Genomic DNA, 24,390 nt, shown 5'->3' with positions numbered 1-24,390 from the left:
ATTCCCCAGGCCGCCCCGTCAAGGCGCGAGGGGGTTAGCCATGGGCCGCGGCCGGGCTAAGGCAAAGCAGACCAAGGTTGCACGGGAGCTCAAGTACAGCTCACCGGCCACCGACTTCGAGAGCCTCCAGCGGGAGTTGTCTGGCGGTACACCCAACTCGCACCGGGACGAGGTCTTCGCAGACCAGCGTTCCGGACCGGACGGTCGTTCCCCCTGGGACGACGACTACGACGACGACTGGCGTCGCTGACCCGAGCCTCACGCACAGGAGGGGGGAGTCGGACCACCGACTCCCCCCTTCGCTGGCACCCTCCTCGCCGTCCGGATCTCGCACACCGCTGCGACACCCGGCCGGCAGGTGAGGCGATCCGGAAAACTTCGTCACCACGACGCGCAGCGCCCGGGCCGTCCTGCACGGCCCGGGCGCTGCGCGTATCGGTGCGACGCGTATCCGGTGTCGGATCCGGCTCCGGTGCCGACTCCGTTTCCGGTGTCGGCTCCGGACCGGCGCCGGGTCAGAACCGCGGGTGGTCGCCCACGAGCACGGCGCGCACGTCGTCCTGGTCCTGAGACTTGCGCACGGTGCCCAGCGTCCAGCAGTCGATGTGGCGCGCGGTGAGCACCGCGAGGGCCCGGTCGACGTCCTCGGGCGCGACGATCGCGACCATGCCGACGCCCATGTTGAAGGTCTTCTCCATCTCGGTCCGCTCGACGCGGCCGCGCTGGGCGATGAGCCCGAACACCGGGGCCGGGCTCCACGTGGTCCGGTCGAGCTCGGCGACGAGTCCCTTCGGCATCACCCGGGCCAGGTTGCCCGCGAGCCCTCCGCCGGTGACGTGGCAGAACGTGCGGACCTCGGTTTCGGCGGCCAGCGCGAGGCAGTCCTTCGCGTAGATCCGGGTCGGCTCGAGCAGTTCCTCGCCGAGGCTGCGGCTGAACTCGTCGACGTGCGCCGTCAGGCTCATCTTGCCGATGTCGAGAAGGACCTTGCGGGCCAGCGAGTATCCGTTCGAGTGCAGCCCCGACGAACCCATGGCGATCACCACGTCGCCCGGACGCACCCGGTCGGGCCCGAGCAGCCGGTCGGCCTCGACGACGCCGACACCCGTGGCGGACAGGTCGTAGTCCCCGTCGGCCATCACGCCGGGATGCTCGGCGGTCTCGCCGCCGAGCAGGGCGCAGCCGGCCTGGACGCAGCCCGCCGCGATGCCGCCGACGATCTCGGCCACCCGCTCGGGCACCACGCGCCCGACCGCGATGTAGTCCTGCAGGAAGAGCGGCTCGGCGCCGCAGACCACGAGGTCGTCGACGACCATCGCCACGAGGTCGAGACCGACGGTGTCGTGCTTGTCGAGGGCCTGCGCCACCGCCAGTTTGGTGCCGACCCCGTCGGTGGACGCCGCGAGCAGCGGTTCCTTGTAGTCGCCCTTGAGCGCGAACAGCCCCGCGAATCCACCGAGGCCGCCGAGCACCTCCGGGCGGGTCGCCTTCTTCGCGTGCGGCGCGAACAGTTCGACGGCTCGATCGCCGGCCTCGATGTCCACGCCCGCCGCTGCGTAGGAAGCTCCGGGGGTTGTGTCCTCGGTCATGGGTTGTCGGCTCCAGCCTCGAGTTGTGGTGAACAGGTGTATCGGCATCGCTGCCGGGCGCGCGAACGCACGCCGAAGCCCGCCGATCGCGCACCTCAAGGTACCCGACCGGGCCGGACCGCCGACGCGCGACGACGCGAAACCGGGGCCGCCGTCCTCGCGACGGCGGGCGGGTCTAGGGACGGCTCAAGGCGTCCGCGTTGTCGTTGTCGAGCGCCGGCGTGGCCCCCGCGGCCCCGCCGAGCATCCCTTCGAGCACGTTCTTCCCGACGGCGTGCTCCTTCGGCAGCGCGATCGGGTAGTGCCCGTCGAAGCACGCGGCGCACAGGCGCGAGGCGGGCTGCTCGGTGGCGCCGATCATCCCGTCGATCGAGATGTATCCGAGGGAGTCCGCGCCGATCGACCGGCGCACCATCTCCACCATCTCGTCGAAGTCGTGCCCGGTCCGTTCGGAGGCGTCGCGGGTGCCGCCGCCGTTGGCGATCAGCTCGGCCGGGGATGCGAAGTCGATGCCGTAGAAGCACGGCCACTTCACCGGCGGCGACGCGATCCGCACGTGGATCTCGAGCGCACCGGCCTCGCGGAGCATCCGGATCAGGGCCCGCTGGGTGTTGCCACGCACGATCGAGTCGTCGACCACGACGAGCCGCTTGCCGCGGATGACCTCGCGCAGCGGATTGAGCTTGAGCCGGATGCCGAGCTGGCGGATGGTCTGGCTCGGCTGGATGAAGGTACGGCCCACGTAGGCGTTCTTCATCAGGCCCTGGCCGTAGGGGATCCCCGAGCCCTGCGCGTAGCCGACGGCGGCGGGGGTGCCCGACTCCGGCACCGGAATGACCAGGTCCGCGTCGACCGGGTGTTCCTTGGCCAGTCGCCGGCCGATCTCCACGCGAGTGGCGTGCACCGAGCGGCCCGCGATCGTCGAGTCCGGCCGCGCGAGGTAGACGTACTCGAACACGCAGCCCTTGGGCTCCGGGTTCGCGAAGCGGCTCGAGCGGACGCCGTCGGCGTCGATGGCGAGCAGCTCGCCGGGCTCGATGTCGCGCACGAAGGACGCGCCGACGATGTCGAGCGCGGCGGTCTCGCTGGCCACGACCCAGCCGCGGTCCAGGCGGCCCAGGCACAGCGGCCGGATTCCCCACGGGTCGCGCGCCGCGTAGAGCGTGTGCTCGTCCATGAAGGTCAGGCAGAAGGCACCGCGCAGGGTCGGCAGCAGCTCGAGGGCCGCCTGCTCGACCGTGCTGTCGGCGGCGGCGTGCGCGAGCAGCGCGCCGACGATGTCGGAGTCGGTGGTGGCCGTGACCGCCCGCCGGTCGTCGCCGAGGCCCAGTTCCCGGGCACGCTGGGCGAGTTCGGCGGTGTTGACCAGATTGCCGTTGTGGCCGAGCGCGACGCCGGTGCCGGCCGCGGTCGTGCGGAAGATCGGCTGGGCGTTCTCCCAGGTGGTCGACCCGGTGGTCGAGTAGCGACAGTGCCCGATCGCGATGTGCCCGGACATGGCGGCGAGGGTCTGCTCGTCGAAGACCTGGCTCACCAGCCCGAGATCCTTGAACACGAGGACCTGAGAGCCGTCGGCGACGGCGATACCGGCCGCCTCCTGCCCCCGGTGCTGCAGCGCATAGAGGCCGTAGTACGTGAGCTTGGACACATCCTCGCCCGGAGCCCAGACTCCGAAGACTCCGCACTCCTCACGAGGTTCGTTCTCGGGTTCCTCGGCTGCGAGGAGATTACGTGTGTGAACCGACAGATCGGCACTGGTCACCGGGGTGCTCCCTGGGGGCTGGACAAAAGAGAGGCAAGGCCATTCTACGGGTCGGCCGACGATGCCCCGCTCCGACGGGTCACCGGGGCCTCCTCCGCCGTTCCCAGCCCTTGCGCTCACAACCGCAACAGCGGCATCCAGTGCGCGATCTCCGCGGCACGGCTCCCGGACGCGTCCAGCGATCCCGCGGCGGCGGCGTCGGCGAAATCGACGAGTCCCGTGACCAGACGAAGCCACGTCCGCGGGCCGGTCTCGACGACGTTGGGCGGGGTCCCCCGGGTGTGGCGGGGCCCCTCGATGCACTGCACCGCCACGAACGGCGGCACCCGCACCTCGACGCTGGATCCGGGCGCCGCCTGCTCCAGGGCGCGAGCGGTCAGGCGCACCGCCGCCGCGAGGTCGGCGCGGACCGGTGCGTCGACCGTCTCGTCCCGCAGCCACGGACCGACCCGCAGGACGGCGGCGCGGAGCTCGGCGGGGTCGACGGGTTTGCGCGGTGCCACGGCGAGCCAGCCTAGCTACGCCGGGCGGCGTCGTCGTCCTCGGCGGGCAGTCCCGCCAGCCGCACCGCCACGGCCCCGCCGACGTTGAGTGCCAGGTGCAGCAGGGCGGGTGCGAGGACGCTGCCGCTGCGGCGGCGCAGCCGGTCGAAGACCACCGCCGAGAGTCCGGTGACGAGCACCGTGCCGAGCACGTGATGACCGGCGTCCCGCGCGGGCTGCACGTGCCACAGCCCGAACGCCGCCGCGTGCAGACCGGACCCCGCCGTGCCCGGACCGAGCAGCGCCGCGAGAACGCTGCGGAACAGCAGCTCCTCGGCGGCGACGGTGCCGAACGGAATGTGCAGCCCCACCCATTCGTAGAAGTCCTCGCGTTCGGCACGGGCTTCGTCGACGAGCCGGGCCCGCAGCGACGGGACGGCGAGCATGCCTGCGTACGCGGCCAGCGGGACGGCGGCGGCGGCCAGACCCCACCGCGCGCCGGACACGAGATGCCGCGGATCCAGTCCCAGCATGCCCCGCTCGACGCCCGCGGCCCGGGCCGCGAACACCGCGGCGGTGCCGACGGTCGCCGAGAGCACGGCGCGCCCGCGCGGCCCGATCCGGGTGGCCGGCAGCACCGCGCCCCAGCCCACGACCGCCGCGGCGACCGCCGGACCGAGCCACGGCCGGCGGTGACTCCGTCCCGGCCGGCTCACTTCTCCGGTCCCTGCAGATCGTCGATGACGGTCAGCGCGAACCGCACCCGCTCGGTGTCGGCCTCGGTCCAGCCGTCGGGCGCAGTGACCGCGATCCAGCCGTCGAGCACCGTGGTGCCGTAGTTGTGACCGTGCCCGTCGGGCACCCCGGCGGCGTTGGTCAGATCCGCCGAGACCTGCCAGAAGGTCACGAACGGGAACCAGCGCATCTGCGGAAGCCGGTCGGGGCCGGGCGGTTCGGACAGCCAGTCCGGCCGGCTGACGATCAGGTCCGGGGACCACCACACCACCGGATCGGACGCGTGCTGCAGGTACAGGATCCGGGGGAACAGCCACGGGGTGTCGGGCTCCCCGATCGACGCGCGGTCGTCGGCGAAGCGCACCACCAGGCCGTCCGCGTACACCGGTTCGACCTCGGTCGTGCCCGGGTCTCGGCGGTCGACGAGCTGGCGCCACAGGCGGTTCGAGTTGGGCGGGCCGACCCACAGGACGCCGTCGACGGTGTCGCGGATCGCGGCGACCGTGCCGAAAGCGCCCTCCCCCGACTGGGTTCCGAGGCTCTCCCCGTACACATACAGCTCCGGCCGATGCTCGGCGGACTGGGCGAGCCACCGGTTGTGAACCCGATCGATGAGCATGTCGCCGGCGGCCGCGGCCTTCTCACGGTCGGCGAGGAAGGAGATCCAGCTCGGCATGTACGAGTACTGCCACGCGACGAGGGCGACGTCGCCGTTGTGGACGAGCTCCATCATCATCGCCGCGGTCGGATTGACCCATCCCGTTCCGGTGGTCGGGATGATCACGAGCACCTCGCGGTCGAACGCGTCGGTGCGTTCGAGCTCGTCGATCACGACGTCGGCACGCGCCTCGGGGGTGTCGGCGGTCTCGAGTCCCGCGTAGACCCGGATCGGTTCCCGGGCCGGGACACCGTTGATCGCGGTCAGCTCGGCGGCGTCGAGACCTCGGCCGACGAAGTCGCGCCCCTGGTAGCCGAGGGTGTCCCACGCCGCGAACGACTCGGGGCTCCCGGACTTCTCGGGCACGAGCGGCTGCGTGACTCCCGGCCGGGTCTCGTTGTTGTGGATGCCGAACACCCAGTTCAGTCCCGCGTAGGCGCCCCGGGCCAGCACACCGTCGATGAGCATGAACACCACCAGCACCACCAGCAGCGCACCGAGCGAACGCGCGGCCCCCGGCGGTATGCGCAGACGCCGCACCAGCTGCCACGCGACGATCCCCGCGAGTTCGCGCAGGCCGCGCCAGGTGGCGATCAGGGTGAGCGCGACGGCGGCGGCGAGCACCAGGGTCCGCAGATACCCGCTGGTCGTGGTGCCCTCGGCGTTCATCAGCGCGGCCAGCTGGCGTTGCTGCCGCGACGCGAACACCAGCGCCACCAGCGACGCGAGCACGGCGGCGACCGGGACCGCCACCTTGATCGCCCGCAGCACGGGCAGCGGCGGTGGCCACCACGGCCGCTTCGCCAGCAGCCGGTTGCCGGCCCAGCCGACGGCACATCCCACCCCGTAGCCGATGGCGACGTTGATGCCGCCGATCAGCCCCTGGAACAACCAGTCGCGAGGCAGCAGCGACGGAGTCAGCGACCAGCAGAAGAACAGGGCCGCGAAGGCGATGCCGGTGAAATCCAGGCTCAGCGCCCCCCACACCTGGGCGGTATGGGGGTGGCGGTCACCGAATTCGGTGACCGCGTCGATGATCCGGCCCTGCCGGGCCTCTATCGACGCCAGCCGATCGACCTGGGAACCGACCATCGCTCACCCGAACAACGCTGGAAGTGTGCCCTCGTAGACCTCGCGCAGTTCGGCCGTCGTGACCGAGAACAGACCCTGCACCTCGACGGAGTCGGAGCCCTCGTCGACGACCCCGATCCGCACCCACGGCATGTCGCGCGCCGTGCACATGCCGGTGAAGCGGGTCTCCTCGGTGCGCGGCACCGCCACCAGCACCCGGCCGGCGGACTCGGAGAACAGGGTCACGAACGGGTCCGCGTCCTCCGGCAGCAGGATCCGGCAGCCGGTCTCGCCGGCCAGCGCGGCCTCGACGACCGCCTGCGCGAGACCGCCCTCGGACAGGTCGTGGGCGGCGGAGACCAGGCCGTCGCGCGAGGCGGCGGTGAGGATCTCGGCGAGCAGCCGCTCCCGCTCGAGGTCGACCTTCGGCGGGACGCCACCGAGGTGATCGTGCTCGACCTGCGCCCAGATCGAGCCGTCGAACTCGTCGCGGGTCTCCCCCAGCAGGATGAGCGTCTCGCCCGGCTCGAGGCCGAGGCCGGTGGGGATGCGGCGGTGCACGTCGTCGATCACGCCGAGCACGGCGACGACCGGGGTCGGCAGGATCGGAGTGGCCCCGGTCTGGTTGTAGAAGCTGACGTTGCCGCCGGTGACGGGAATGCCGAGCTGCGCGCACCCGTCGGCGAGACCGCGCACGGCCTGCTGGAACTGCCACATCACGCCCGGATCCTCGGGCGAGCCGAAGTTCAGGCAGTTGGACACGGCCTTCGGGGTGGCACCGGTGACGGCGACGTTGCGGTAGGCCTCGGCGAGGGCGAGCTGCGCGCCGGCGTACGGGTCGAGCTGGGTGTAGCGGCCCGAAGCGTCGGTGGCGAGCGCGATCCCGCGGCCGGTCTGCTCGTCGACGCGGATCACGCCCGCGTCGGCGTGCTCGGCGAGCACCGTGTTGCCGCGGACGTAGCGGTCGTACTGCTCGGTGATCCACTTGCGGCTGCACAGCTGCGGCGAGCCGATCATCTTCAGCAGGGTCGCCTTCAGTTCCTCGGGCGTCTGCGGCCGCTTCAGCCCCGCAGTGGTGTCCGCGACGAGCGAGTCCTGGGACTCCGGGCGCTGCACCGGGCGGTGGTACACCGGGCCCTCGTGCGCGACGGTGCGCGGCGGCACGTCGACGACGGTCTCACCGTGCCAGTCGATGACGAGCCGGTCGCCGTCGGTGACCTCGCCGATCACGGTGGCCAGCACGTCCCACTTCTTGCACACGGCCATGAAGGCGTCGACGTTCTCCGGGGTCACGACGGCGCACATGCGCTCCTGGGACTCGCTCGAGAGCACCTCGGCGGGGGTCATGCCGGTCGCGCGCATCGGAACCCGCTCGAGCGCGACGTGCATGCCGCCGTCGCCGGCGGCGGCCAGCTCGGAGGTCGCGCAGGCGAGGCCGGCGCCGCCGAGGTCCTGGATGCCGACGACGAGCTTCTCGCGGTAGAGGTCGAGGCAGCACTCGATGAGCACCTTCTCGGTGAACGGATCCCCCACCTGCACCGCCGGCAGCTTCTTGCGGGACTTCGAGGGGCCGGCTTCCTGTCCGGAACCGGATTCGTCACCGTCGAAGGTCTCCGACGCCAGGACGGACACGCCGCCGATGCCGTCGAGGCCCGTGCGCGCGCCGAACAGGATGATCTTGTTGCCCGTGCCCGACGCGAACGCCAGGTGCAGGTCCTCCGTGCGCATCGCCCCGGCACACAGCGCATTGACCAGGGGGTTGCCGGCATAGGAGGCGTCGAAGACGGTTTCGCCGCCGACGTTGGGCAGGCCGAGGGAGTTGCCGTACCCACCGATGCCGCGGACCACGCCGTCGACGACGCGCCGGGTGTCGGGCGCGTCCGCGGCGCCGAAGCGCAACTGGTCCATGACCGCGATCGGACGGGCACCCATCGCCATGATGTCGCGGACGATGCCGCCGACACCGGTCGCGGCACCCTGGTACGGCTCGACGTAGGACGGATGGTTGTGGGACTCGACCTTGAAGGTGACCGCCCAGCCGTCGCCGATGTCGACGACGCCGGCGTTCTCACCGATGCCCGCGAGCATCGAGGCCCGCATCTCGTCGGTGGTGGTCTCCCCGAAGTACCGCAGGTGCACCTTGGAGGACTTGTAGGAGCAGTGCTCGGACCACATCACCGAGTACATGGCCAGCTCGGCATCCGTGGGACGACGGCCCAGGATCTCCCGGATGCGGGCGTACTCGTCGTCCTTCAGTCCCAGCTCACGGAAGGGCTGGGCGACTTCGGGGGTTTCGGCGGCGTGGGTGACGGTATCCACCTGCGGTGACACTGGGCGTCGGGTCCCTTCACTCTGGGATCGAAACGGCAGGCCGGGCGCGCGCTGCCGCGGCCAGTCTATCCGGGTGCACGCCCGGCTCCGTCCACCGGTGCGGACCGCTGGGGCGGCCGCACCGCCGTCAAGGCGTCGAGGTCCACGCTCACGCGGTGCCCCGCGACCGGGAGCGTCACCTTGCCCGTGTACTCGCCCTCGTAGCGATACCACCCGTCGTCGAGCACGAACACCCCGAGCGTGGCGGGCTCGACGAGGTCGATCATCCAGTACACGGGGATACGGGCCTCGGCGTACTCGGAGAACTTGGTGACGCGGTCGGTGCGGACGGAGCCCTCGGCCATGACCTCCACCACCAGCCGGACGTCGGTCCCCGTCGCGCGGTCCGGATCGGCATCCACCAGTGCGCGGTCGACGACGATGCCGTCCGGGCAGCGCACCGTCAGCGGGGTCTCGGTGAGCAGCACCTCCACGTCGCCGAGCACGGCGAGTTCCTTCGGCAGCTGGTCGGCGAGCTGGGCGACCAGCCCGAACGCGACGTGCTGGTGCAGGTACCCGGGCCGCGGCGACGCCGACAGGACCCCCTCGCAGACCTCGACGTGGAACTGTTCGTACTCGGGCAGTTCCGCCCATTCGGCGAGGGTCAGCAGATGGTCGGGGAACGACGGGCCGGTCACAGGATCACCACCGTTCGCGGTCGGGCGTGTTGTCCCCTCAGTCTGGCACCGGATGCCGCACCGTGCCGGTCAGTTGGGCGGAGTGAGGAACGCCTCGAGCGCGCGGGCGTACGCGGTGACGTCCTTCGTTCCCATGAGTTCGCGCGCCGAGTGCATCGCGAGCTGCGGGGCCCCGACGTCGACGGTCGTCAGTCCGGTCCGGGAGGCGGTGATGGGGCCGATCGTCGAACCGCACGGCAGGTCGGCGCGATGCACGTAGCGCTGCAACGGCACTCCGGCCTGCTCGCAGGCGAGCGCGAAGGCAGCGGCGCCGGCGGCGTCGGTGGCGTAGCGCAGGTTCTGGTTGACCTTGAGCACGGGGCCGCCGTTCACCGCGATGCGGTGGGCGGGCTCGTGGCGGTCGGGGTAGTTCGGGTGGGTGGCATGAGCCATGTCTCCGGAGGCCACCACCGAGCCGGCCATCGTCCGGAGGAAGTCCTCGCGGCCGCCGCCCCGGGCCAGCACGACCCGTTCGAGCACGGTGGTCAACAGGTCGGAGAACGCCCCGCGGTCGGACATGCTGCCGACCTCCTCGTGGTCGAACAGCGCGAGCACCGGCGCCGGGCCACCGTTCCCGGCGACGTGGCCGACGGCCGCGAGCAGCGCCGCGGTCCCGGCGTAGCAGGTGCCCTGGTTGTCCAGGCGCGGCGCGCTGAGCAGGTCCGCATCCGCCCCGATCAGGGTGGACGGGGCGAGATCGTGGGTCATCAGCTCCCAGCCCAGGATCGCGTCGGCCTCCACCTCGACGGCCTCCGCGAGGAAGGCGAGGAAGGACCGCGGCGCGGTGCCCACTCCCCACACGGCGTTCACGTGGCGCTGCGGATCCAGTTGCACGCCCTTGCGGTCCTCCGACAGGTGGATGGCGAGTTGCGGCACGCGCAGGATCGGCCGATCGACGCGCACGAGGACGTCCTCGGCCCCGGTGCCGGTCCGTACGGTGAGCCGGCCGGAGATGCCGAGATCGCGGTCCAGCCACGAGTTCAGCCAGGCTCCCCCGTACGGTTCGAGGCCGACCAGCTGCCAGCCCGCCGAGGTGAGGTCCGGATGCTGCTTGACCCGCAGGTTGGGGCTGTCGGTGTGCCCGCCCACGATCCGGAACGGGCGGGCGGGGTCGCCGTCGGCGCCTTCGGTGCTCCACGCGATCAGCGAACCGCCCCGCAGCAGGTAGTAGCGGCCGGGCTCGCTCGGCCACACCTCGGTCTCGGTGAGCTGCGTGAAGCCCGCGTCGGCGAGAGCGGCGGCGACGGTTGCGCACACGTGGAACGGCGACGGCGACAGATCCACGAAGTTGCACAGGCCCTGGGCGTCGGCGGCGGTAGTCGTAGGCATGGGTGCATCCTCGCACCGCCCGCACCGCTATACACCGCTAAAAGCACCAAAAGAACTAAAAGGAGCTAAAAATCCAGCTAGGCTGGCCGGGTGCGGAACCCGTTCAGACCGTCGTTCGGGGTGACGCCGCCCCTGCTCGTGGGGCGCGGCGACCTGGTGGAGGACTTCGGCGCCTCGCTCGACGACGGTCCGGGCGCGCCCGGACGCGCCACCCTCTACACCGGTGCACGCGGGGTCGGGAAGACCGTGATGCTCAACCAGGCCGAGGAGCAGGCCCGCCGCCGGGGCTGGCTGGTGATCTCCGAGACCGCCACCCCCGGGCTCGTCGACCGGCTCACCCGCGAGCACCTGCCCCGGCTGCTGCACGAGCATCGCGACCCACCGGCCCGGCGCCGGCTGACCGGCGGGTCCGTCGCCGGGGTCTCGGTGAGCTGGACCGACGTCGCGGAGGGCCGGCCCGAGGCCGGCTTGCGCCGGCAGCTCGAGGAGCTGACCGGCATCCTGGCCGGCCACGGCACCGGGCTGCTGATCAGCGTCGACGAGATGCACCGCCGGCGCAGTGGCGACCTGCGCGAGCTCGGCGCCGTCGTCCAGCACGCGTTCCGGGAGGAGCGGGAGCTGGCGTTCGTCGGCGCCGGCCTCCCGGCCGCGGTGAGCGACCTGCTGAGCGACGACGTCGTCACGTTCCTGCGCCGCGCCGACCGGCACGTCCTCGGCCCCGTGTCCCTCGACGACGTCGCCGAGGCGATCCGCGTCCCCGTCGAGGAGTCGGGACGCTCGATCGCGGACGAGCAGTGCCGCACGGCCGCGGCCGCCACCGGCGGATATCCCTTCCTGATCCAGCTGGTGGGCCACAACGTGTGGCGCCGCCGTCCGGACCGGGAACACATCACCGCCGAGGATGTCGCCGACGGCATCGCGGCCGCCCGCCGGCGGATCGGCTCGCTCGTGCTCGAGCCGAGCCTGGCCGATCTGTCGCAGATCGACCGCAGCTTCCTCGTCGCCATGGCGGTCGACGACGGTCCCAGCCGGATCGGCGACGTCGCACGACGCCTCGGCGTGAACGGCACCTACGCCAGCCAGTACCGGCTCCGGTTGATCAACGCCGAACTCGTCGAACCCGCCGGCTACGGCCGGCTCGACTTCACCATGCCCTACCTGCGCGAGTACCTGCGCGAGCATGCCGCCTCGATGGGCGTGCCGCCCCGAGAAGGGTGAGACGTCAACGCTCTTCCGGAGAACCTCGACGCTCTTCCGACAGACCTCAGGGGGTGCTCGCCACGCAGAACTGGTTGCCGTCCGGGTCGGCGAGCGTCACCCACCGGAACCCGCCCATGTCCTGGCGGTGCACCTCGCTCGCACCCGCCTCGACGAGCCGGCTCACCTCGGCGTCGAGGTCGGGCGCCACCAGGTCCAGGTGGATCCGGTTCTTGCCCGGCGTCGGATCCGGAACCTTCTGGAACCCGAGTTTCTGTGGAGTGCCGGGCATTCCGACGACGAAGAACCAGCCCTCGTTGTCCTGTTCGATCCGGCCGCCGGTCTGTTCGGCCCACCACGTGGCGAGCGGACCGGGGTCGGCGCTGTCGAAGGTGATCATGCCGATGTTCAGTGCCATGGCCGGGACGGTAACGGACGGGGCCGACAACGTTGCGCCGCAACGGCACCGGGTACGCCGTCAGCAGGCGGCGCGAACGAGTTGGGTGATGCGGTCCACCTGCTGATCGGTGGGGGCGACCGCACCGTTGGTGGACAGTTCGGCGACGTTGTCGCGGATCTCCTCGTCGCTCGCACCGTCGTCGATCAACGGACAGGTTTCGGTGACGATCGCCTCGATGGAGGCATCGTCCCTGCCGTCGGCCAGGTTCGGGTATCCCGTCCGGAACGTCGCGACGAACGTCCCCAGCTTCGCCGCGTCGACGGCACGTTCGACGACGCTGGAGGCGACGCTGCCGGCCGGGCGGGTCGTGCTCGCCGGCGCCGACGTCTCGTCGTCGGATCCACAGGAGGTGAGGAGGAAGAGGGCGGCGACCGCCGCCACCACAGCAGTCCGAGTCTTCATGGTTCGAGCGTGACACGCCGGGACGTTCCCGTGCCCCGGAAAGGCGGAATTCGCGGCGGACCGCTGCGCTCGGGCACGTTCCGCCCCGGCGGCCGGACAGCCCCGAGGCCGGACAGCCCCGGGGAAAGATGCGTAATGCTACTCGAGACACGGACCGCGACATGCGGCATAGTGGTGCCCGGCACGGCCGATCGGGGGATTCGGCAGTGCCGGCCGGAGCCGGTTGGGGGCCGCTCCGGACCGGAGAAGAAGGGGCCCCGCCGCCGATCGGGACGGCGACGGGGTCCCTTTCTCGTCATGTTCTCTCGCCACGCCGGACGACGATCGGGTCAGCTCCCGGCTGCGATCTTCGCCGGATCCAGCTCCAACCGGCGCAGCAACTGCGCGTTGAGCGCCACGACGATCGTGGACACCGACATGAGCACCGCGGCGACCGCGGGCGGCAGCACCACCCCGGCGAAGGCCAGCACACCGGCCGCGAGCGGCACCGCGACGATGTTGTACCCGGTGGCCCAGACCAGGTTCTGCCACATCTTGCGGAAACTCGCCTGCGACAGGGCGATCACCGACAGCACGGCACGCGGGTCGTCGGCGGCCAGGACCACCCCGGCCGACTCGACGGCGACGTCGGTGCCCGCGCCGATGGCGATGCCGACGTCGGCGCGGGCCAGGGCCGGCGCGTCGTTGACGCCGTCGCCGACCATCGCGACGCGGTGCCCGCGGGCCTGCAGCTCGGCGACCTTCGCGTCCTTGTGTTCGGGCAGCACGTTCGCGAACACCTCGTCGATACCGAGGTCGGCGGCGACGGCGTCGGCCACCTGGAGCGCGTCCCCGGTGATCATGGCGACCTTCACTCCGCGTGCGTGCAGGGCGTCGATCGCCTGCCGCGACTCCTCGCGCACCGCGTCCTCGAGCGCGACGGCCCCGAGCACAGCACCGTCGCGCACGACGTGCAGCACCGACGCCCCGCGCGCGACCCAGGGTCCGGTCGCGGCCTCGACGTCGGCGGGAACGTGCGCCCCCAGGTCCGCGAGGACGGCCGGACCGCCGACGAACACGGTGGCCCCGTCCACCACGGCTCGCACCCCGCGTCCGGGCAGGGACCGGAAGTCCTTCGCCGGCACCGCGGCCCGGCCTCCGGCGGCGGCAACGACGGCGCGGGCGACGGGGTGCTCGCTGTCGGATTCGACGGCGGCCGCCAGGGCCAGCAGGTCGTCCTCGGTGGTGCCGGCGGTGGCGACGACGTCGGTGACGACGTGCCGGCCCTGGGTGAGGGTCCCGGTCTTGTCGAACAGGACGACGTCCACGCCGCGCATCCGCTCGAGCGACAGCCGGTCCTTGACGAGTACGCCGGCGCGGGCGGCGCGCTCGGTCGAGATCGCGATGACGAGCGGAATGGCCAGGCCCAGCGCGTGCGGGCACGCGATGACCAGGACCGTGACGGTACGGACGACGGCCTCGTCGAGGTTGCCGAGCAGCGTCCACACGGCGAAGGTGAGGACACCGGCGAGGGTGGCGAAGTAGAAGAGGAAGGCGGCGGCCCGGTCCGCGAGCGCCTGGGCTCGGGAGGACGAGGCCTGCGCGTCGGCGACCATGCGCTGGATGCCGGCGAGCGCGGTGTCCTCCCCCACCGCGGTGATGCGCACGCGCAGTGCACTGTCGGTGGCGATCGTGCCGGCGACGACGGTGTCGCCGACGGCGCGGGGCACGGCGCGGGACTCACCGGTGATCATCGACTCGTCCACCTCGGCGCGGCCGTCGACGACCGTCCCGTCGGCCGGGACGCGCGCACCGGCCCGCACCAGGGCGACATCGCCGACGGTGAGGTCGCCGAGCGGGACCGGCACCACGCCGTCCGCGGTCACCTTCTCGGCCGTGTCGGGCAGCATCGCGGCCAGGGCGTCGAGCGCGCGCGACGCCGAGCCCAGCGCCCGCATCTCGAGCCAGTGCCCGAGCAGCATGATCACGATCAGCAGCGCCAGTTCCCACCAGAAGTCGAGGTCGAACCCGCCCAGTCCGAGCGTGGTCACCCAGGACGCCGCGAACGCGACGCTGATGGCCATGGCGATGAGCAGCATCATTCCGGGCCGGCGGTCGCGCAGCTCGTTCCACCCGCCGACGAGGAAGGGGCTGCCGCCGTAGACGAAGACGACCGTGCCCAGGACGGGCGAGACCCATCCGGCCCACGCGGCGTCGGGCAGCGGGTAGCCGAGCAGGTCGGCGAACATGGCGCTGAAGACCACGATCGGAACCGCGAGGACCAGGCTCACCCAGAATCTGCGCCGGAAGATCTCACCGTGCGGCCCGTGACCGGCGTGCCGGTCCCGGCTGCGCCCGGTGTCGTTCCCTCCGGGTGGCGCGGTGTGGGCCCCGTGTCCGTGGTGTGCGAGCTGTGTCATGGCTTTCGCCTCGATCCGTTTCCGTTTCCGTGGACCCTTCCATTGATACCCCCAGGGGGTATCAATGGAAGGGTTGGGGCGGTCACGATTCGGTCACGGCGGTGGAACTACTGCTCGAGCATGGCGCGCATCTCGTCGATCTCCGCCTGCTGTGTCGCGATGATCGACTCGGCGAGTTGCCGCGCCTCCGGGTTCACTCCCTCGGCCAGCTCGGTCTGCGACATCTCGATCGCACCCTCGTGATGGGCGATCATCATGGTCAGCCACATGCGGTCGAAGTCCATGCCGCGGGCCCCCATCATGGAATCCCACTCGTCGTCGGACATCATTCCCGGCATGCCGCCGGGCATCCCCATGCCGCCGTGCCCCATCCCGTCCTCGTCCGGTGCCTCCTGCCCCCACTCCGCGAGCAGCGACTCCATCTGCTCCATCTCGGGTTCCTGGGCGGCCTCGATGCGGGCGGCGAGGTCGATCAGTTGCGGATCCTCGCTGCGCTCGGGCACGGCCTGGGCCATCTGCACGGCCTGCGCGTGATGGGGGTACATCTCCTGCAGGAACTCGACGTCCGCGTCGGCGAACTGCGCCTGCGCGGCCGGAGCCGAGGTCTGGGACGTGCCCGGGGCCGACGTCCCTGCCTGTTGCTGCGGCTCGTCGCTGCCACACGCCGCGATCACCACAGCCAGCGGCACCGCTGCCGCCGCCGCTACTACTCTCTTGTTCCACAACATGATTCGAACGTACTCGTCGCATCGGCCGGGTCCGGTGCCGCAGGCCCTGGCCCGGCCGGTCCTTCATCGAAACTTCATCGTCCGCAGGGCCCGCCCACATGCGGCGGCGCGCACACTCGTCACAGGAGGTGCGCGATGATGGGTTGGTACGGCGGCGCGGGCTGGGCCGCGGCCCTCGCGATGGGTGTGTTCTGGCTGTTGCTCGCCGGGGTGGTGGTGTGGGCGGTGATCCGGGCCGCGGCACCACCGGATTCCGGCGACGATGCCCGCCGGATCCTGGATCGGCGGCTCGCCTCCGGCGAGATCGACCTCGAGACCTACCGGACCCTGCGCGACGAACTGGACGCGCGGTCTCCGCGACGGATGCGGCGATGACCCGCATGCCCGGCACGCGAGGCACCCCCTCGGTCGCCGGGCAGAGCCATCCGGTTGCGCACCCGCCCCGCGACGAGGAACGGGCGGCCGTGAGCGCTGGGTACCCTGGCCGCGTGCACACCCCCGGCCCGCGCATCCTCGTAGTCGACGACGAAGCAGCCCTGGCGAAGGTGGTGGCCAGCTATCTCGAACGGGAGGGCTTCGAGGTCGCACTCGCCCACGACGGGCCGACGGCCGTCGCGCTCGCCCGGCGAACGGATCCGGTGCTCGTCGTGCTCGACCTGATGCTCCCGGGTTTCGACGGGATCGAGGTGTGCCGGCAACTGCGGACGTTCTCCGACGCGTACGTGCTCATGCTCACCGCCCGGGGCGACGAGGTGGACAAGGTCATCGGCCTGTCGGTGGGTGCCGACGACTACGTCGTGAAGCCTTTCGGGCCGAGGGAACTCGTCGCCCGGGTACGGGCGATGCTGCGCCGGCCCCGCAGCGGCACCGCGTCGGAGGCACCGCGCCGCATCGGCGGGCTCGTCGTCGATCCGGTGTCGCGCACCGTCTCGGTCGACGACGCACCCGTCGCGCTGACACGCACGGAATTCGATGTGCTGCTGGCACTTTCGGATCGACCGTCGGCGGCGCTGTCACGGCGGCAGATCATCGACGAGGTGTGGGGGCCGAACTGGTTCGGCGACGAGCACATCGTCGACGTCCACATCCGTGCGCTGCGCCGCAAGCTCGGCGACGACGCCGCCGCCCCCCGCTTCGTCCGTACGGTGCGCGGAGTCGGGTACGCGATGGAGGCCACGGGGTGAACCGGCTGGGACTGCGGGGGCGGCTGCTGATCGCGCAGTTGCTCGTGCTGCTCGTCGGGGCGGCGACACTCACCGTGGTCGCGACGCTGGTGGCCGCCCCGCTGTTCCACTACCACCTGGCCCACGCGGGTGTGGAGAACGCGCAGGTGCGCCTGCACACCGAGGAGGCGTTCGCGCAGGCCGGGGCGGTCGCGCTCGCCGCCGGGGCGGCCGTCGCGCTCGGGGCCGCCGCGATCACGTCCGTCGTCCTGATGCGCCGCATCACCGCGCCGGTGAGCCGGCTGGTCGAGGCCACGGGCCATGTCGCCCGCGGCCGCTACGACGTGCCGATCACCCGGTCCGGCGACGCGGACTTCGCCCGGCTCGAGAACGCCTTCGCCGACATGGCAGGCCGTCTCTACACCACCGAACTCTCCCGACGCCGGCTCCTCGACGATCTCGCTCACGAACTGCGCACCCCCGTCGCGACGCTCGAGGCCTACCTCGAAGGCATCGAAGACGACGTACTGCCCGCCGACGCCACCTCGTGGCAGGTGATGCACGATCAGCTCGACCGATTGCGGCGTCTCGTGTCGGACCTGTCCGACCTCTCCGCCGCGGACGAGCACGCGCTCGACCTGCACCCCGAGGAGGGCGACCTCGCCGCGACGGTGGCGGCGTCGGTGTCGGCCGCGACCCCGCGGTTCGCCGACAAGCAGGTGGGACTCGAGGCGGAACCGCCCGAGGTGCTGCCGCCGGTCCGGTTCGATCCGCAGCGGGTCGCACAGATCCTGACGAACCTGCTCGAGAACGCCCTACGGCACACGCCGGCCGGGGGCCGGGTGGTCGTCACGTGCGAGCGCACGGACCGGGCGACCGTCCTGGTGCGGGTGCGCGACACGGGCGACGGCATACCCGCGGATCAGCTCGACGCGGTGTTCGAGCGGTTCCACCGGGTCGATCCGGCCCGCAGCCCCGGCGGCAGCGGCCTGGGCCTGACCATTGCGCGCAGCCTCGCCCGCGCCCACGGCGGCGACCTCACGGCCGCGAGCGACGGGCCCGGGCGGGGCGCCCGCTTCGACCTGACCCTGCCTACGAACGGGTGTCAGGCGGAGACGACCGCGTCGAGAACGCTGTAGAACATGCCGAGCCCGTCGTCGCTGGGGCCCGTGAGTGCTTCGGTGGCGTGCTCGGGGTGCGGCATCAGACCGACGACGCGTCCGTTCGCCGACGAGATGCCCGCGATGCCGCGCTGGGAGCCGTTCGGGTTGTCGCCGGCGTAGCGGAACACCACGCGGCCCTCGCCCTCCAGTTCGTCCAGCACCTTCTCCGAAGCCTGGAACCGGCCCTCACCCGACTTGAGGGGCACCAGGATCTCGGCACCGGCCTCGTAACGGGTGGTCCACGCGGTGTCGTTCGACTCCACCTTCAGCCACTGATCGCGGCAGATGAAGTGCAGGCCCTCGTTGCGGGTGAGGGCACCCGGCAGCAGACCGGCCTCGCACAGCACCTGGAAGCCGTTGCAGATGCCGAGCACCGGCATACCGCCCCGAGCGGCCTCGACGACCTTGCCTATGACGGGGGCGAAGCGCGCGATGGCGCCGCAGCGCAGGTAGTCGCCGTAGGAGAAGCCACCGGGCACGATCACCGCGTCGACTCCCCTCAGGTCGGCGTCGCCGTGCCAGAGGCTGACGGCCTCACCGCCGGCGAGTTCGACGGCGCGGGCCGCATCGATGTCGTCGAGCGTGCCCGGGAAGGTGATGACCCCGACGCGTGCACTCATGCGTCACCGTCGATCCGGCGCACGGTCCAGTCCTCGATGACCGTGTTGGCCAGCAGCGCCTCGGCGATCTTCTCGACCTCGGCGTCGCCGACGCTGCCGTCGACCTCGAGCTCGAAGCGCTTTCCCTGACGGACGTCGGACACGCCCGCGAAGCCCAGTCGCGACAGCGCCCCGACAATGGCCTGGCCCTGCGGATCGAGAATCTCGGCCTTGGGCATGACTTCGACGACGACACGAGCCACGTGCTGCTCCTCGGTAGTAGTGCTGGCGCCCGGGGACGGACACCGGACGCCCCGCAGTTTACCGGCCGACCCCGGGTGACCCGGAATCGGCAGGGCCGCACGCGGGCAGGTCCGTCACGGCTGCGGAGGCGGCTGCTCGGTGAGCGACGCCGTGAAGTTCTCGACGATCTCGGCCGCGAGCGTACGGACCTTCACGTTCGTCGCCTGGGACATCGCCGACAGCTGCGCGAATGCGGTGTCCGCGTCGACCCGGTGCGCTGCCATGAGCAGGCCGACGGCGCGGCTCGTGACACTCCGGGTATCCAAAGCGATCCGGAGCGAGGCGGCCTCGTGCGCACTCGCGGCGAGCAGCTCCTCCCGTAGCCGCGACATCTCCAGGTGCACCCGGACCCGCGCCGTGAGCTCGCTGGGATGGAACGGCTTGACGACGTAGTCGTCGGCACCGGCTCGCAGTCCCTCGACGGCGGACTCCGATCCGGCCCGGGCCGTGAGCAGGATCACCGGAAGCCGCGCCAGCCGTTCGTCGTCGCGCACGTCCTGCAGGAGCGACAACCCGCTCCGCCCCGGCAGCATGACGTCGGTGAGGAGCAGGTCGGGAAGCTCGGCCCGGATCCGCTCGAGCGCGGACTCGGCGTCGGCCGTGGCGTCGACGTGCCAGCCCTGGGCCGTGAGCAGACCGAGAAGGTGGTCACGCATGTCCGCGTTGTCCTCGACGAGGAGGATGCACGGTTGTCCCTCGCGCGGGCCGGCTGCGGGCACCGCGACGGGCCGCCACGCCTCGACCTCTCCCAGGTACGCCGCGCCCGCCGAAGCCACGACGTCGTCCGCGGCGCCGGGCGCCGGCTGGGAGCTCGGCACCGCGGGCACCGTCACCGTGAACACCGTCCCGTGCGGGGCGACGTCGTCGACGGACACCGAACCACCCAGGGCGGCGACGAACTGCGCGACGAGGGACAGTCCGATGCCCGACCCCTCGCGGCTGCGGCCGGACCGGTCGCCGATCTGGTAGAAGCGGTCGAAGATCTTGCCGCGCTCGGCCTCCGCGATGCCCGTGCCCGTGTCTGCGACGCGCAGCACCAGGTTCGCCCCGTCACCCCGCAGGGTCACCGAGACCGATCCCGCCTGGGTGAACTTGATCGCGTTGGACAACAGGTTCAGCACGATGTGTGTCCACATCGTGCGGTCGATGGCCACGTACCGGCTCGGCACATCGTCGACGTCGACCTCGAGGGCGAGCCCCGCAAGGTCCGCCGCGTCCCGGAACAGCTCGGCTCCGTCGCGCGTCACCGCGACGATGTCGGTGGGCTCGCTGTGCGCGGCGAGCCGGCCGGCGTCGCCCCGGGCGACGTCGAGGAGCATGTCGACGAGCCGCTGCAGACGCAGTGCGGCCCGCCGCGCCGCGGCCACGGCGGCGACCTGGGCGGGAGGCAACGCGGCGGTGTGCTCGTCGAGCAGGGTCTGCAGCGGGCCGAGGAGCAGGGTCAGCGGGGTGCGGAACTCGTGGCTGACGTTCTCGAAGAACCGGCTCTTGGCGGCGTCGAGCTCGGCGAGCTCGGCCGCTCGCCGGCGTTCGGCCTCGTAGGCCTGCGCATCGGACAGCGCCGTGGACACGCGGACCGCGACCATGTCCAGGAACACCCGGTACTGCTCGTCGAGCTCGCGGAACCGGCTCGTTCCGAGGACGAGTGCACCGGCCGGGCCGCCCCCGGAGACCGGGAGGGGCAGGACCACCGCGGTGTCGCGGTCGGGACCGAGGTCCGCGACGGCCTCGGCCTTGCCGGACCCGGCCACCCGTGCGATCACTTCCGACAGGTCCGACACGACGCCGGGGGCGGCGCCGAACTCGGCCACCGTCACCATCACCCCCTCGCAGCACAGGTGGGCACTGCCGAACGGCAGATCGTCCTCGTGACCGCCGAGCAGACCGAGCGCGGCCCGGCAGGCGTCGTGGGCGGTGGCCGTCTCCGTCATCGCGAGCTGGCCGAGTTCCCGCAGGACGGCGGCCCGGCGCTCGGCGAGCACCTGCTCGGTGACGTCGGTGGTGGCGACGAAGATGCCGGCGACCGTGCCGTCGGCGGCGCGGACGGGGCTGTAGGAGAACGTCCAGTACGTCTCTTCCGTGTAGCCGAAGCGGTGCATGAACAGTTGCATCCGCTCCGACAGGGTCGGCTCCCCACGCTGCGCCTGGGTGACGAGAGCCCCGATGACGTCCCAGATCTCTTCCCAGCACTCGGCGGCTCGCTGGGCCGCCGCCGCCGGGAACTTCTCCCCGAGCAGGGGCCGGAAGGCGTCGTTGAAGATCTGCACCAGCTCCGGCCCCCAGCACAGCAGCATGGGCACCCGGGACGGGACGACGGTCCGCACGGCCGCCGTGAGTTCGGGGGGCCAGGTGTCGATCGGTCCCAGCTGGGTCGCCGCCCAGTCGGCGTCGCGGTGGACGGTCGCGGTGGGGTCCGGCCCCGGGAACAGGGTGCGGGCCGAAGTCTCGTCGTCCACCTCGGTGCCTCACATCGTGCGTCGTTCCTGTCGGAGCTTCTCAGGATAGAGCGGGCCCACCCGAGCCTCCGCCCGGGCGGTACGCACGATTCCGGGAGTCTCGGGGAAAGGACCGTCCCGGACTGGCGGAGTCATACCCCTAGGGGGTATAAAGGAAGCACACGACCAGAGGAGGATCGCGATGACCCGGCTCCTGCCCCTGACCGACACGGCCGGCGGCTGCCGCTGCGCCGACCACCCGACCGGACCGAGCAGTGAGGATCCCCGAATGAACACCCAGGCCTTCCCCGTCGTCGGCATGACCTGCGGCCACTGCGCCGGGGCCGTCACCGAGGAACTGCGCGCCCTGCCCGGCGTCGAGGACGTCCACGTCGAACTCGTCGCGGGCGGCGTCTCCACCGTCACCGTGACCAGCATCGACGGCCTCGACGACGACGCCGTCGCCACCGCGCTGGACGAGGCCGGCGACTACCACCTCGCCCCGCAGTGAACTGCGACGACACTGCGACGACACTGCGACGACCCAGCGACCCACCGACGACCCGTCGACTCGAGAAGGGACCCGTCCATGACCACGGACGAGATGGTGCACGAGGTAGAACTCTCGATCGGCGGCATGACCTGCGCTTCCTGCGCGGCCCGCATCGAGAAGAAGCTCAATCGGATGGACGGGGTGACCGCCACCGTGAACTATGCGACCGAGAAGGCCAAGGTCGCCTACGCGGACGGGGTCGCCCCCGACGACCTCGTCGCGACGGTCGAGGCGACCGGCTACACCGCCGCCCTGCCCGCGCCGCCTCGGGACGAGGAGACCACCGAGGCCACCCCCGAACCGGACGAGGCTGCGGCCTGGCGGCAGCGCCTGACCGTCTCCGCGGTTCTCACCGTGCCGGTGGTACTGCTGTCGATGATCCCGGCCCTGCAGTTCGACAACTGGCAGTGGCTCACCCTGACGCTCGCCTCCCCCGTCGTCGTGTGGGGGGCGCTGCCCTTCCACCGCGCCGCCTGGACCAACGCCCGGCACGGCGCCGCCACGATGGACACCCTCATCTCCGTCGGCGTCACGGCCGCCTACCTGTGGTCGCTGTGGGCACTGTTCTTCACGCACGCCGGCATGACCGGCATGCGCATGTCGTTCGATCTGCTGCCCACCGGCGACTCCGAGCCGCACATCTACCTCGAGGTGGCCGCCGCCGTCACCACCTTCATCCTCGCGGGACGCTACTTCGAGGCCCGCGCCAAGAGGCAGTCGGGCGCGGCGCTGCGGGCACTGCTCGACATGGGCGCCAAGGACGTCGCGGTGCTGCGCGACGGTGACCTCGAAACCCGGATCCCGATCGGCCGACTCGCCGTCGGCGACCGGTTCGTCGTGCGGCCGGGCGAGAAGATCGCCACCGACGGCGTCGTCGTCTCGGGCACGTCGGCGGTCGACGCGTCGATGCTCACCGGCGAACCCGTGCCGGTCGAGGTCGCGCCCGGCGACCAGGTCGTCGGCGCCACCGTCAACGCCGGGGGCCGCCTCGTCGTCCGCGCGACCCGCGTCGGCGCCGACACCCAGCTCGCCCAGATGGCACGCCTGGTGACCGAGGCGCAGAACGGCAAGGCCGAGGTGCAACGGCTCGCCGACCGGGTGTCGGCGGTGTTCGTCCCCATCGTCATCGGACTGTCGCTGCTCACCCTCGCCGCATGGCTGCTCACCGGCAACTCGGTGACAGCGGCGTTCACCGCGGCCGTCGCGGTGCTGATCATCGCGTGCCCCTGCGCGCTGGGTCTCGCGACCCCGACCGCGCTGCTCGTCGGCACCGGTCGCGGCGCCCAGCTCGGCATCCTCATCAAGGGACCGCAGATCCTCGAATCGACCCGCCGCGTCGACACCGTCGTGCTCGACAAGACGGGCACCGTCACCACCGGCCGCATGGCCGTCGCGGCCGTGCACACCGCCGACGGTGAGGACGACGGCGAGGCACTGCGCCTGGCCGGGGCACTCGAGCACGCTTCCGAGCACCCCATCGCGCGCGCCGTCGCCGAGCGGGCCTCGGCCACCGGCGCTCTCCCGACCGTGGAGAACTTCGAGAACCACGGTGGCCGAGGAGTTTCCGGTGTCGTCGACGGTCACGCCGTGCTCGCGGGCCGACGGTCGTGGCTGCGCGACGAGTGGTCGCTGACCGCCCCCGAATCGCTGCGGCGCAGCGCCGACGACGCCGAGGCCGAGGGCCGCACACCGGTGTGGATCGCCTGGGACGGACGCATCCGGGCCGTCGTCGTCGTCTCCGACACGATCAAGGACACCTCCGCCGCGGCGATCGCGGAGCTGCGCGAACTCGGTCTGCGTCCCGTACTGCTCACCGGCGACAACCGCAGTGCCGCCGAGACCGTCGCAGCGCAGGTCGGCATCGACGAGGTGATCGCCGAGGTCCTGCCCGCCGACAAGGTCGACGTGGTTGCGAGGCTGCAGAACGAGGGCCGGGTCGTCGCCATGATCGGCGACGGCGTCAACGACGCGGCCGCCCTCGCCCAGGCCGACCTCGGGCTCGCGATGGGCACCGGCACCGACGTCGCGATCGAGGCCTCCGACCTGACCCTCGTGCGCGGCGACCTGCGGGCCGCGCCCGACGCGATCCGGCTCGCCCGCGCGACGCTGCGCACCATCAAGGGCAACCTGTTCTGGGCGTTCGCCTACAACGTCGCGGCCCTCCCGCTCGCGGCGCTCGGGCTGCTCAACCCGCTGATCGCGGGGGCGGCGATGGCGTTCAGTTCGGTGTTCGTGGTGAGCAACAGCCTGCGGCTGCGGCGGTTCAGCCCGCGCTGAGCCGGCCCGGGCGAGGCCGACGCGGTGCTGCCGGGAGT

General features: G+C 71.8%; 22 protein-coding genes. 7 read left to right on the top strand and 15 right to left on the bottom strand.

The window, feature by feature from the left end; all coding sequences use genetic code 11:
• Positions 1 to 40 precede the first annotated feature (40 nt).
• Positions 41 to 250 (top strand): DUF3073 domain-containing protein, encoded by a 210-nt coding sequence (locus LZP97_RS25405; protein ID WP_003936528.1) that lies wholly within the window; start codon positions 41 to 43, stop codon positions 248 to 250.
• A 265-nt stretch (positions 251 to 515) separates the two neighbouring features.
• On the opposite strand, the gene purM is transcribed toward LZP97_RS25405, so the two are convergent.
• From purM to LZP97_RS25365, 8 genes are all read right to left on the bottom strand, one after another.
• Positions 516 to 1,589 (bottom strand): phosphoribosylformylglycinamidine cyclo-ligase, encoded by a 1,074-nt coding sequence (purM, locus tag LZP97_RS25400; RefSeq protein WP_026137732.1) that lies wholly within the window; start codon positions 1,587 to 1,589, stop codon positions 516 to 518.
• Positions 1,590 to 1,764: 175 nt separating this feature from the next.
• Positions 1,765 to 3,351 carry an amidophosphoribosyltransferase gene (gene purF / locus LZP97_RS25395; RefSeq protein WP_010593852.1) on the bottom strand — a complete coding sequence of 529 codons (1,587 nt, stop codon included), beginning with the start codon at positions 3,349 to 3,351 and terminating at the stop codon, positions 1,765 to 1,767.
• 116 nt (positions 3,352 to 3,467) lie between these two features.
• The gene (locus LZP97_RS25390; RefSeq protein WP_010593851.1) at positions 3,468 to 3,854 is read right to left on the bottom strand and encodes a sterol carrier family protein; all 387 of its coding nucleotides are present in this window, start codon (positions 3,852 to 3,854) and stop codon (positions 3,468 to 3,470) included.
• An 11-nt stretch (positions 3,855 to 3,865) separates the two neighbouring features.
• Entirely contained in the window at positions 3,866 to 4,549 is a 684-nt protein-coding gene (locus LZP97_RS25385) for a CPBP family intramembrane glutamic endopeptidase (RefSeq protein ID WP_048772588.1), read from the bottom strand.
• Positions 4,546 to 6,318, bottom strand: coding sequence for an alpha/beta hydrolase (locus tag LZP97_RS25380; RefSeq protein WP_010593849.1), 1,773 nt, complete (start codon positions 6,316 to 6,318; stop codon positions 4,546 to 4,548). Before LZP97_RS25380 ends, LZP97_RS25385 begins: the two co-directional genes overlap by 4 nt.
• A 3-nt stretch (positions 6,319 to 6,321) precedes the next feature.
• Complete coding sequence (gene purL, locus LZP97_RS25375) at positions 6,322 to 8,628, bottom strand: phosphoribosylformylglycinamidine synthase subunit PurL (protein ID WP_010593848.1); 2,307 nt, start codon at positions 8,626 to 8,628, stop codon at positions 6,322 to 6,324.
• 65 nt (positions 8,629 to 8,693) lie between these two features.
• Entirely contained in the window at positions 8,694 to 9,305 is a 612-nt protein-coding gene (locus tag LZP97_RS25370; RefSeq protein WP_010593847.1) for a Uma2 family endonuclease, read from the bottom strand.
• Between the two features lie 69 nt (positions 9,306 to 9,374).
• On the bottom strand, positions 9,375 to 10,673 hold the full coding sequence (locus LZP97_RS25365) for a M18 family aminopeptidase (RefSeq protein ID WP_010593846.1): 1,299 nt from the start codon (positions 10,671 to 10,673) through the stop codon (positions 9,375 to 9,377).
• Positions 10,674 to 10,793: 120 nt separating this feature from the next.
• Here LZP97_RS25365 and LZP97_RS25360 point away from each other — a divergent pair, with 120 nt between their 5' ends.
• Positions 10,794 to 11,891, top strand: coding sequence for an ATP-binding protein (locus LZP97_RS25360; protein WP_228287179.1), 1,098 nt, complete (start codon positions 10,794 to 10,796; stop codon positions 11,889 to 11,891).
• A 46-nt stretch (positions 11,892 to 11,937) separates the two neighbouring features.
• On the opposite strand, the gene LZP97_RS25355 is transcribed toward LZP97_RS25360, so the two are convergent.
• The 4 genes from LZP97_RS25355 to LZP97_RS25340 all read right to left on the bottom strand — a co-directional run bounded on the left by LZP97_RS25355 (position 11,938) and on the right by LZP97_RS25340 (position 15,820).
• Positions 11,938 to 12,288, bottom strand: coding sequence for a VOC family protein (locus LZP97_RS25355; protein ID WP_010593843.1), 351 nt, complete (start codon positions 12,286 to 12,288; stop codon positions 11,938 to 11,940).
• A gap of 60 nt (positions 12,289 to 12,348) precedes the next feature.
• Positions 12,349 to 12,714 (bottom strand): hypothetical protein, encoded by a 366-nt coding sequence (locus LZP97_RS25350; RefSeq protein ID WP_010593842.1) that lies wholly within the window; start codon positions 12,712 to 12,714, stop codon positions 12,349 to 12,351.
• A gap of 347 nt (positions 12,715 to 13,061) precedes the next feature.
• Entirely contained in the window at positions 13,062 to 15,131 is a 2,070-nt protein-coding gene (locus tag LZP97_RS25345) for a copper-translocating P-type ATPase (protein ID WP_010593841.1), read from the bottom strand.
• Positions 15,132 to 15,238: 107 nt separating this feature from the next.
• Entirely contained in the window at positions 15,239 to 15,820 is a 582-nt protein-coding gene (locus LZP97_RS25340) for a DUF305 domain-containing protein (protein WP_010593840.1), read from the bottom strand.
• Between the two features lie 174 nt (positions 15,821 to 15,994).
• Between LZP97_RS25340 and LZP97_RS25335 the strand changes: the two genes are divergently transcribed.
• Genes LZP97_RS25335 through LZP97_RS25325 form a run of 3 tightly spaced genes read left to right on the top strand, consistent with a single transcriptional unit; the run spans position 15,995 to position 18,161 of the window.
• On the top strand, positions 15,995 to 16,234 hold the full coding sequence (locus tag LZP97_RS25335; protein WP_010593839.1) for a hypothetical protein: 240 nt from the start codon (positions 15,995 to 15,997) through the stop codon (positions 16,232 to 16,234).
• The gene (locus tag LZP97_RS25330; RefSeq protein ID WP_010593838.1) at positions 16,231 to 17,043 is read left to right on the top strand and encodes a response regulator transcription factor; all 813 of its coding nucleotides are present in this window, start codon (positions 16,231 to 16,233) and stop codon (positions 17,041 to 17,043) included. Before LZP97_RS25335 ends, LZP97_RS25330 begins: the two co-directional genes overlap by 4 nt.
• Positions 17,040 to 18,161 (top strand): sensor histidine kinase, encoded by a 1,122-nt coding sequence (locus LZP97_RS25325; protein ID WP_010593837.1) that lies wholly within the window; start codon positions 17,040 to 17,042, stop codon positions 18,159 to 18,161. Before LZP97_RS25330 ends, LZP97_RS25325 begins: the two co-directional genes overlap by 4 nt.
• Here LZP97_RS25325 and purQ read toward each other — a convergent pair.
• The 3 genes from purQ to LZP97_RS25310 all read right to left on the bottom strand — a co-directional run bounded on the left by purQ (position 18,128) and on the right by LZP97_RS25310 (position 21,543).
• Positions 18,128 to 18,805, bottom strand: coding sequence for a phosphoribosylformylglycinamidine synthase subunit PurQ (gene purQ, locus LZP97_RS25320; RefSeq protein ID WP_048772589.1), 678 nt, complete (start codon positions 18,803 to 18,805; stop codon positions 18,128 to 18,130). The genes LZP97_RS25325 and purQ overlap by 34 nt on opposite strands.
• Positions 18,802 to 19,047, bottom strand: a complete 246-nt coding sequence (gene purS, locus LZP97_RS25315) for a phosphoribosylformylglycinamidine synthase subunit PurS (RefSeq protein ID WP_003936546.1) — start codon at positions 19,045 to 19,047, stop codon at positions 18,802 to 18,804. The genes purQ and purS overlap by 4 nt, the downstream gene beginning before the upstream one ends.
• A gap of 114 nt (positions 19,048 to 19,161) precedes the next feature.
• On the bottom strand, positions 19,162 to 21,543 hold the full coding sequence (locus LZP97_RS25310) for an ATP-binding protein (protein ID WP_010593835.1): 2,382 nt from the start codon (positions 21,541 to 21,543) through the stop codon (positions 19,162 to 19,164).
• A 181-nt stretch (positions 21,544 to 21,724) separates the two neighbouring features.
• On the opposite strand from LZP97_RS25310, the gene LZP97_RS25305 reads away from it, so the two are divergent.
• Both LZP97_RS25305 and LZP97_RS25300 read left to right on the top strand, forming a co-directional pair.
• Positions 21,725 to 22,033: a heavy-metal-associated domain-containing protein gene (locus LZP97_RS25305; RefSeq protein WP_017680636.1), complete on the top strand. Its 309-nt coding sequence runs from the start codon at positions 21,725 to 21,727 to the stop codon at positions 22,031 to 22,033.
• Between the two features lie 78 nt (positions 22,034 to 22,111).
• Positions 22,112 to 24,352 (top strand): heavy metal translocating P-type ATPase, encoded by a 2,241-nt coding sequence (locus LZP97_RS25300; RefSeq protein ID WP_017680635.1) that lies wholly within the window; start codon positions 22,112 to 22,114, stop codon positions 24,350 to 24,352.
• Positions 24,353 to 24,390 lie beyond the last annotated feature (38 nt).

This window comes from Rhodococcus sp. DMF-1 (assembly GCF_021441945.1).
GTDB lineage: Bacteria > Actinomycetota > Actinomycetes > Mycobacteriales > Mycobacteriaceae > Rhodococcus > Rhodococcus ruber.
This window is presented reverse-complemented; position numbering and strand designations above follow the sequence as displayed.

Bases quoted from the DNA above. Each gene is read 5' to 3' on its own strand.
- LZP97_RS25405 (WP_003936528.1), top strand. From the start codon at position 41: ATGGGCCGCGGCCGGGCTAAGGCAAAGCAGACCAAGGTTGCACGGGAG.
- purM (WP_026137732.1), bottom strand. From the start codon at position 1,589: ATGACCGAGGACACAACCCCCGGAGCTTCCTACGCAGCGGCGGGCGTG.
- LZP97_RS25380 (WP_010593849.1), bottom strand. From the start codon at position 6,318: ATGGTCGGTTCCCAGGTCGATCGGCTGGCGTCGATAGAGGCCCGGCAG.
- LZP97_RS25365 (WP_010593846.1), bottom strand. From the start codon at position 10,673: ATGCCTACGACTACCGCCGCCGACGCCCAGGGCCTGTGCAACTTCGTG.
- LZP97_RS25355 (WP_010593843.1), bottom strand. From the start codon at position 12,288: ATGGCACTGAACATCGGCATGATCACCTTCGACAGCGCCGACCCCGGT.
- LZP97_RS25345 (WP_010593841.1), bottom strand. From the start codon at position 15,131: ATGACACAGCTCGCACACCACGGACACGGGGCCCACACCGCGCCACCC.
- LZP97_RS25335 (WP_010593839.1), top strand. From the start codon at position 15,995: ATGATGGGTTGGTACGGCGGCGCGGGCTGGGCCGCGGCCCTCGCGATG.
- LZP97_RS25330 (WP_010593838.1), top strand. From the start codon at position 16,231: ATGACCCGCATGCCCGGCACGCGAGGCACCCCCTCGGTCGCCGGGCAG.
- purQ (WP_048772589.1), bottom strand. From the start codon at position 18,805: ATGAGTGCACGCGTCGGGGTCATCACCTTCCCGGGCACGCTCGACGAC.
- LZP97_RS25305 (WP_017680636.1), top strand. From the start codon at position 21,725: ATGACCCGGCTCCTGCCCCTGACCGACACGGCCGGCGGCTGCCGCTGC.
- LZP97_RS25300 (WP_017680635.1), top strand. From the start codon at position 22,112: ATGACCACGGACGAGATGGTGCACGAGGTAGAACTCTCGATCGGCGGC.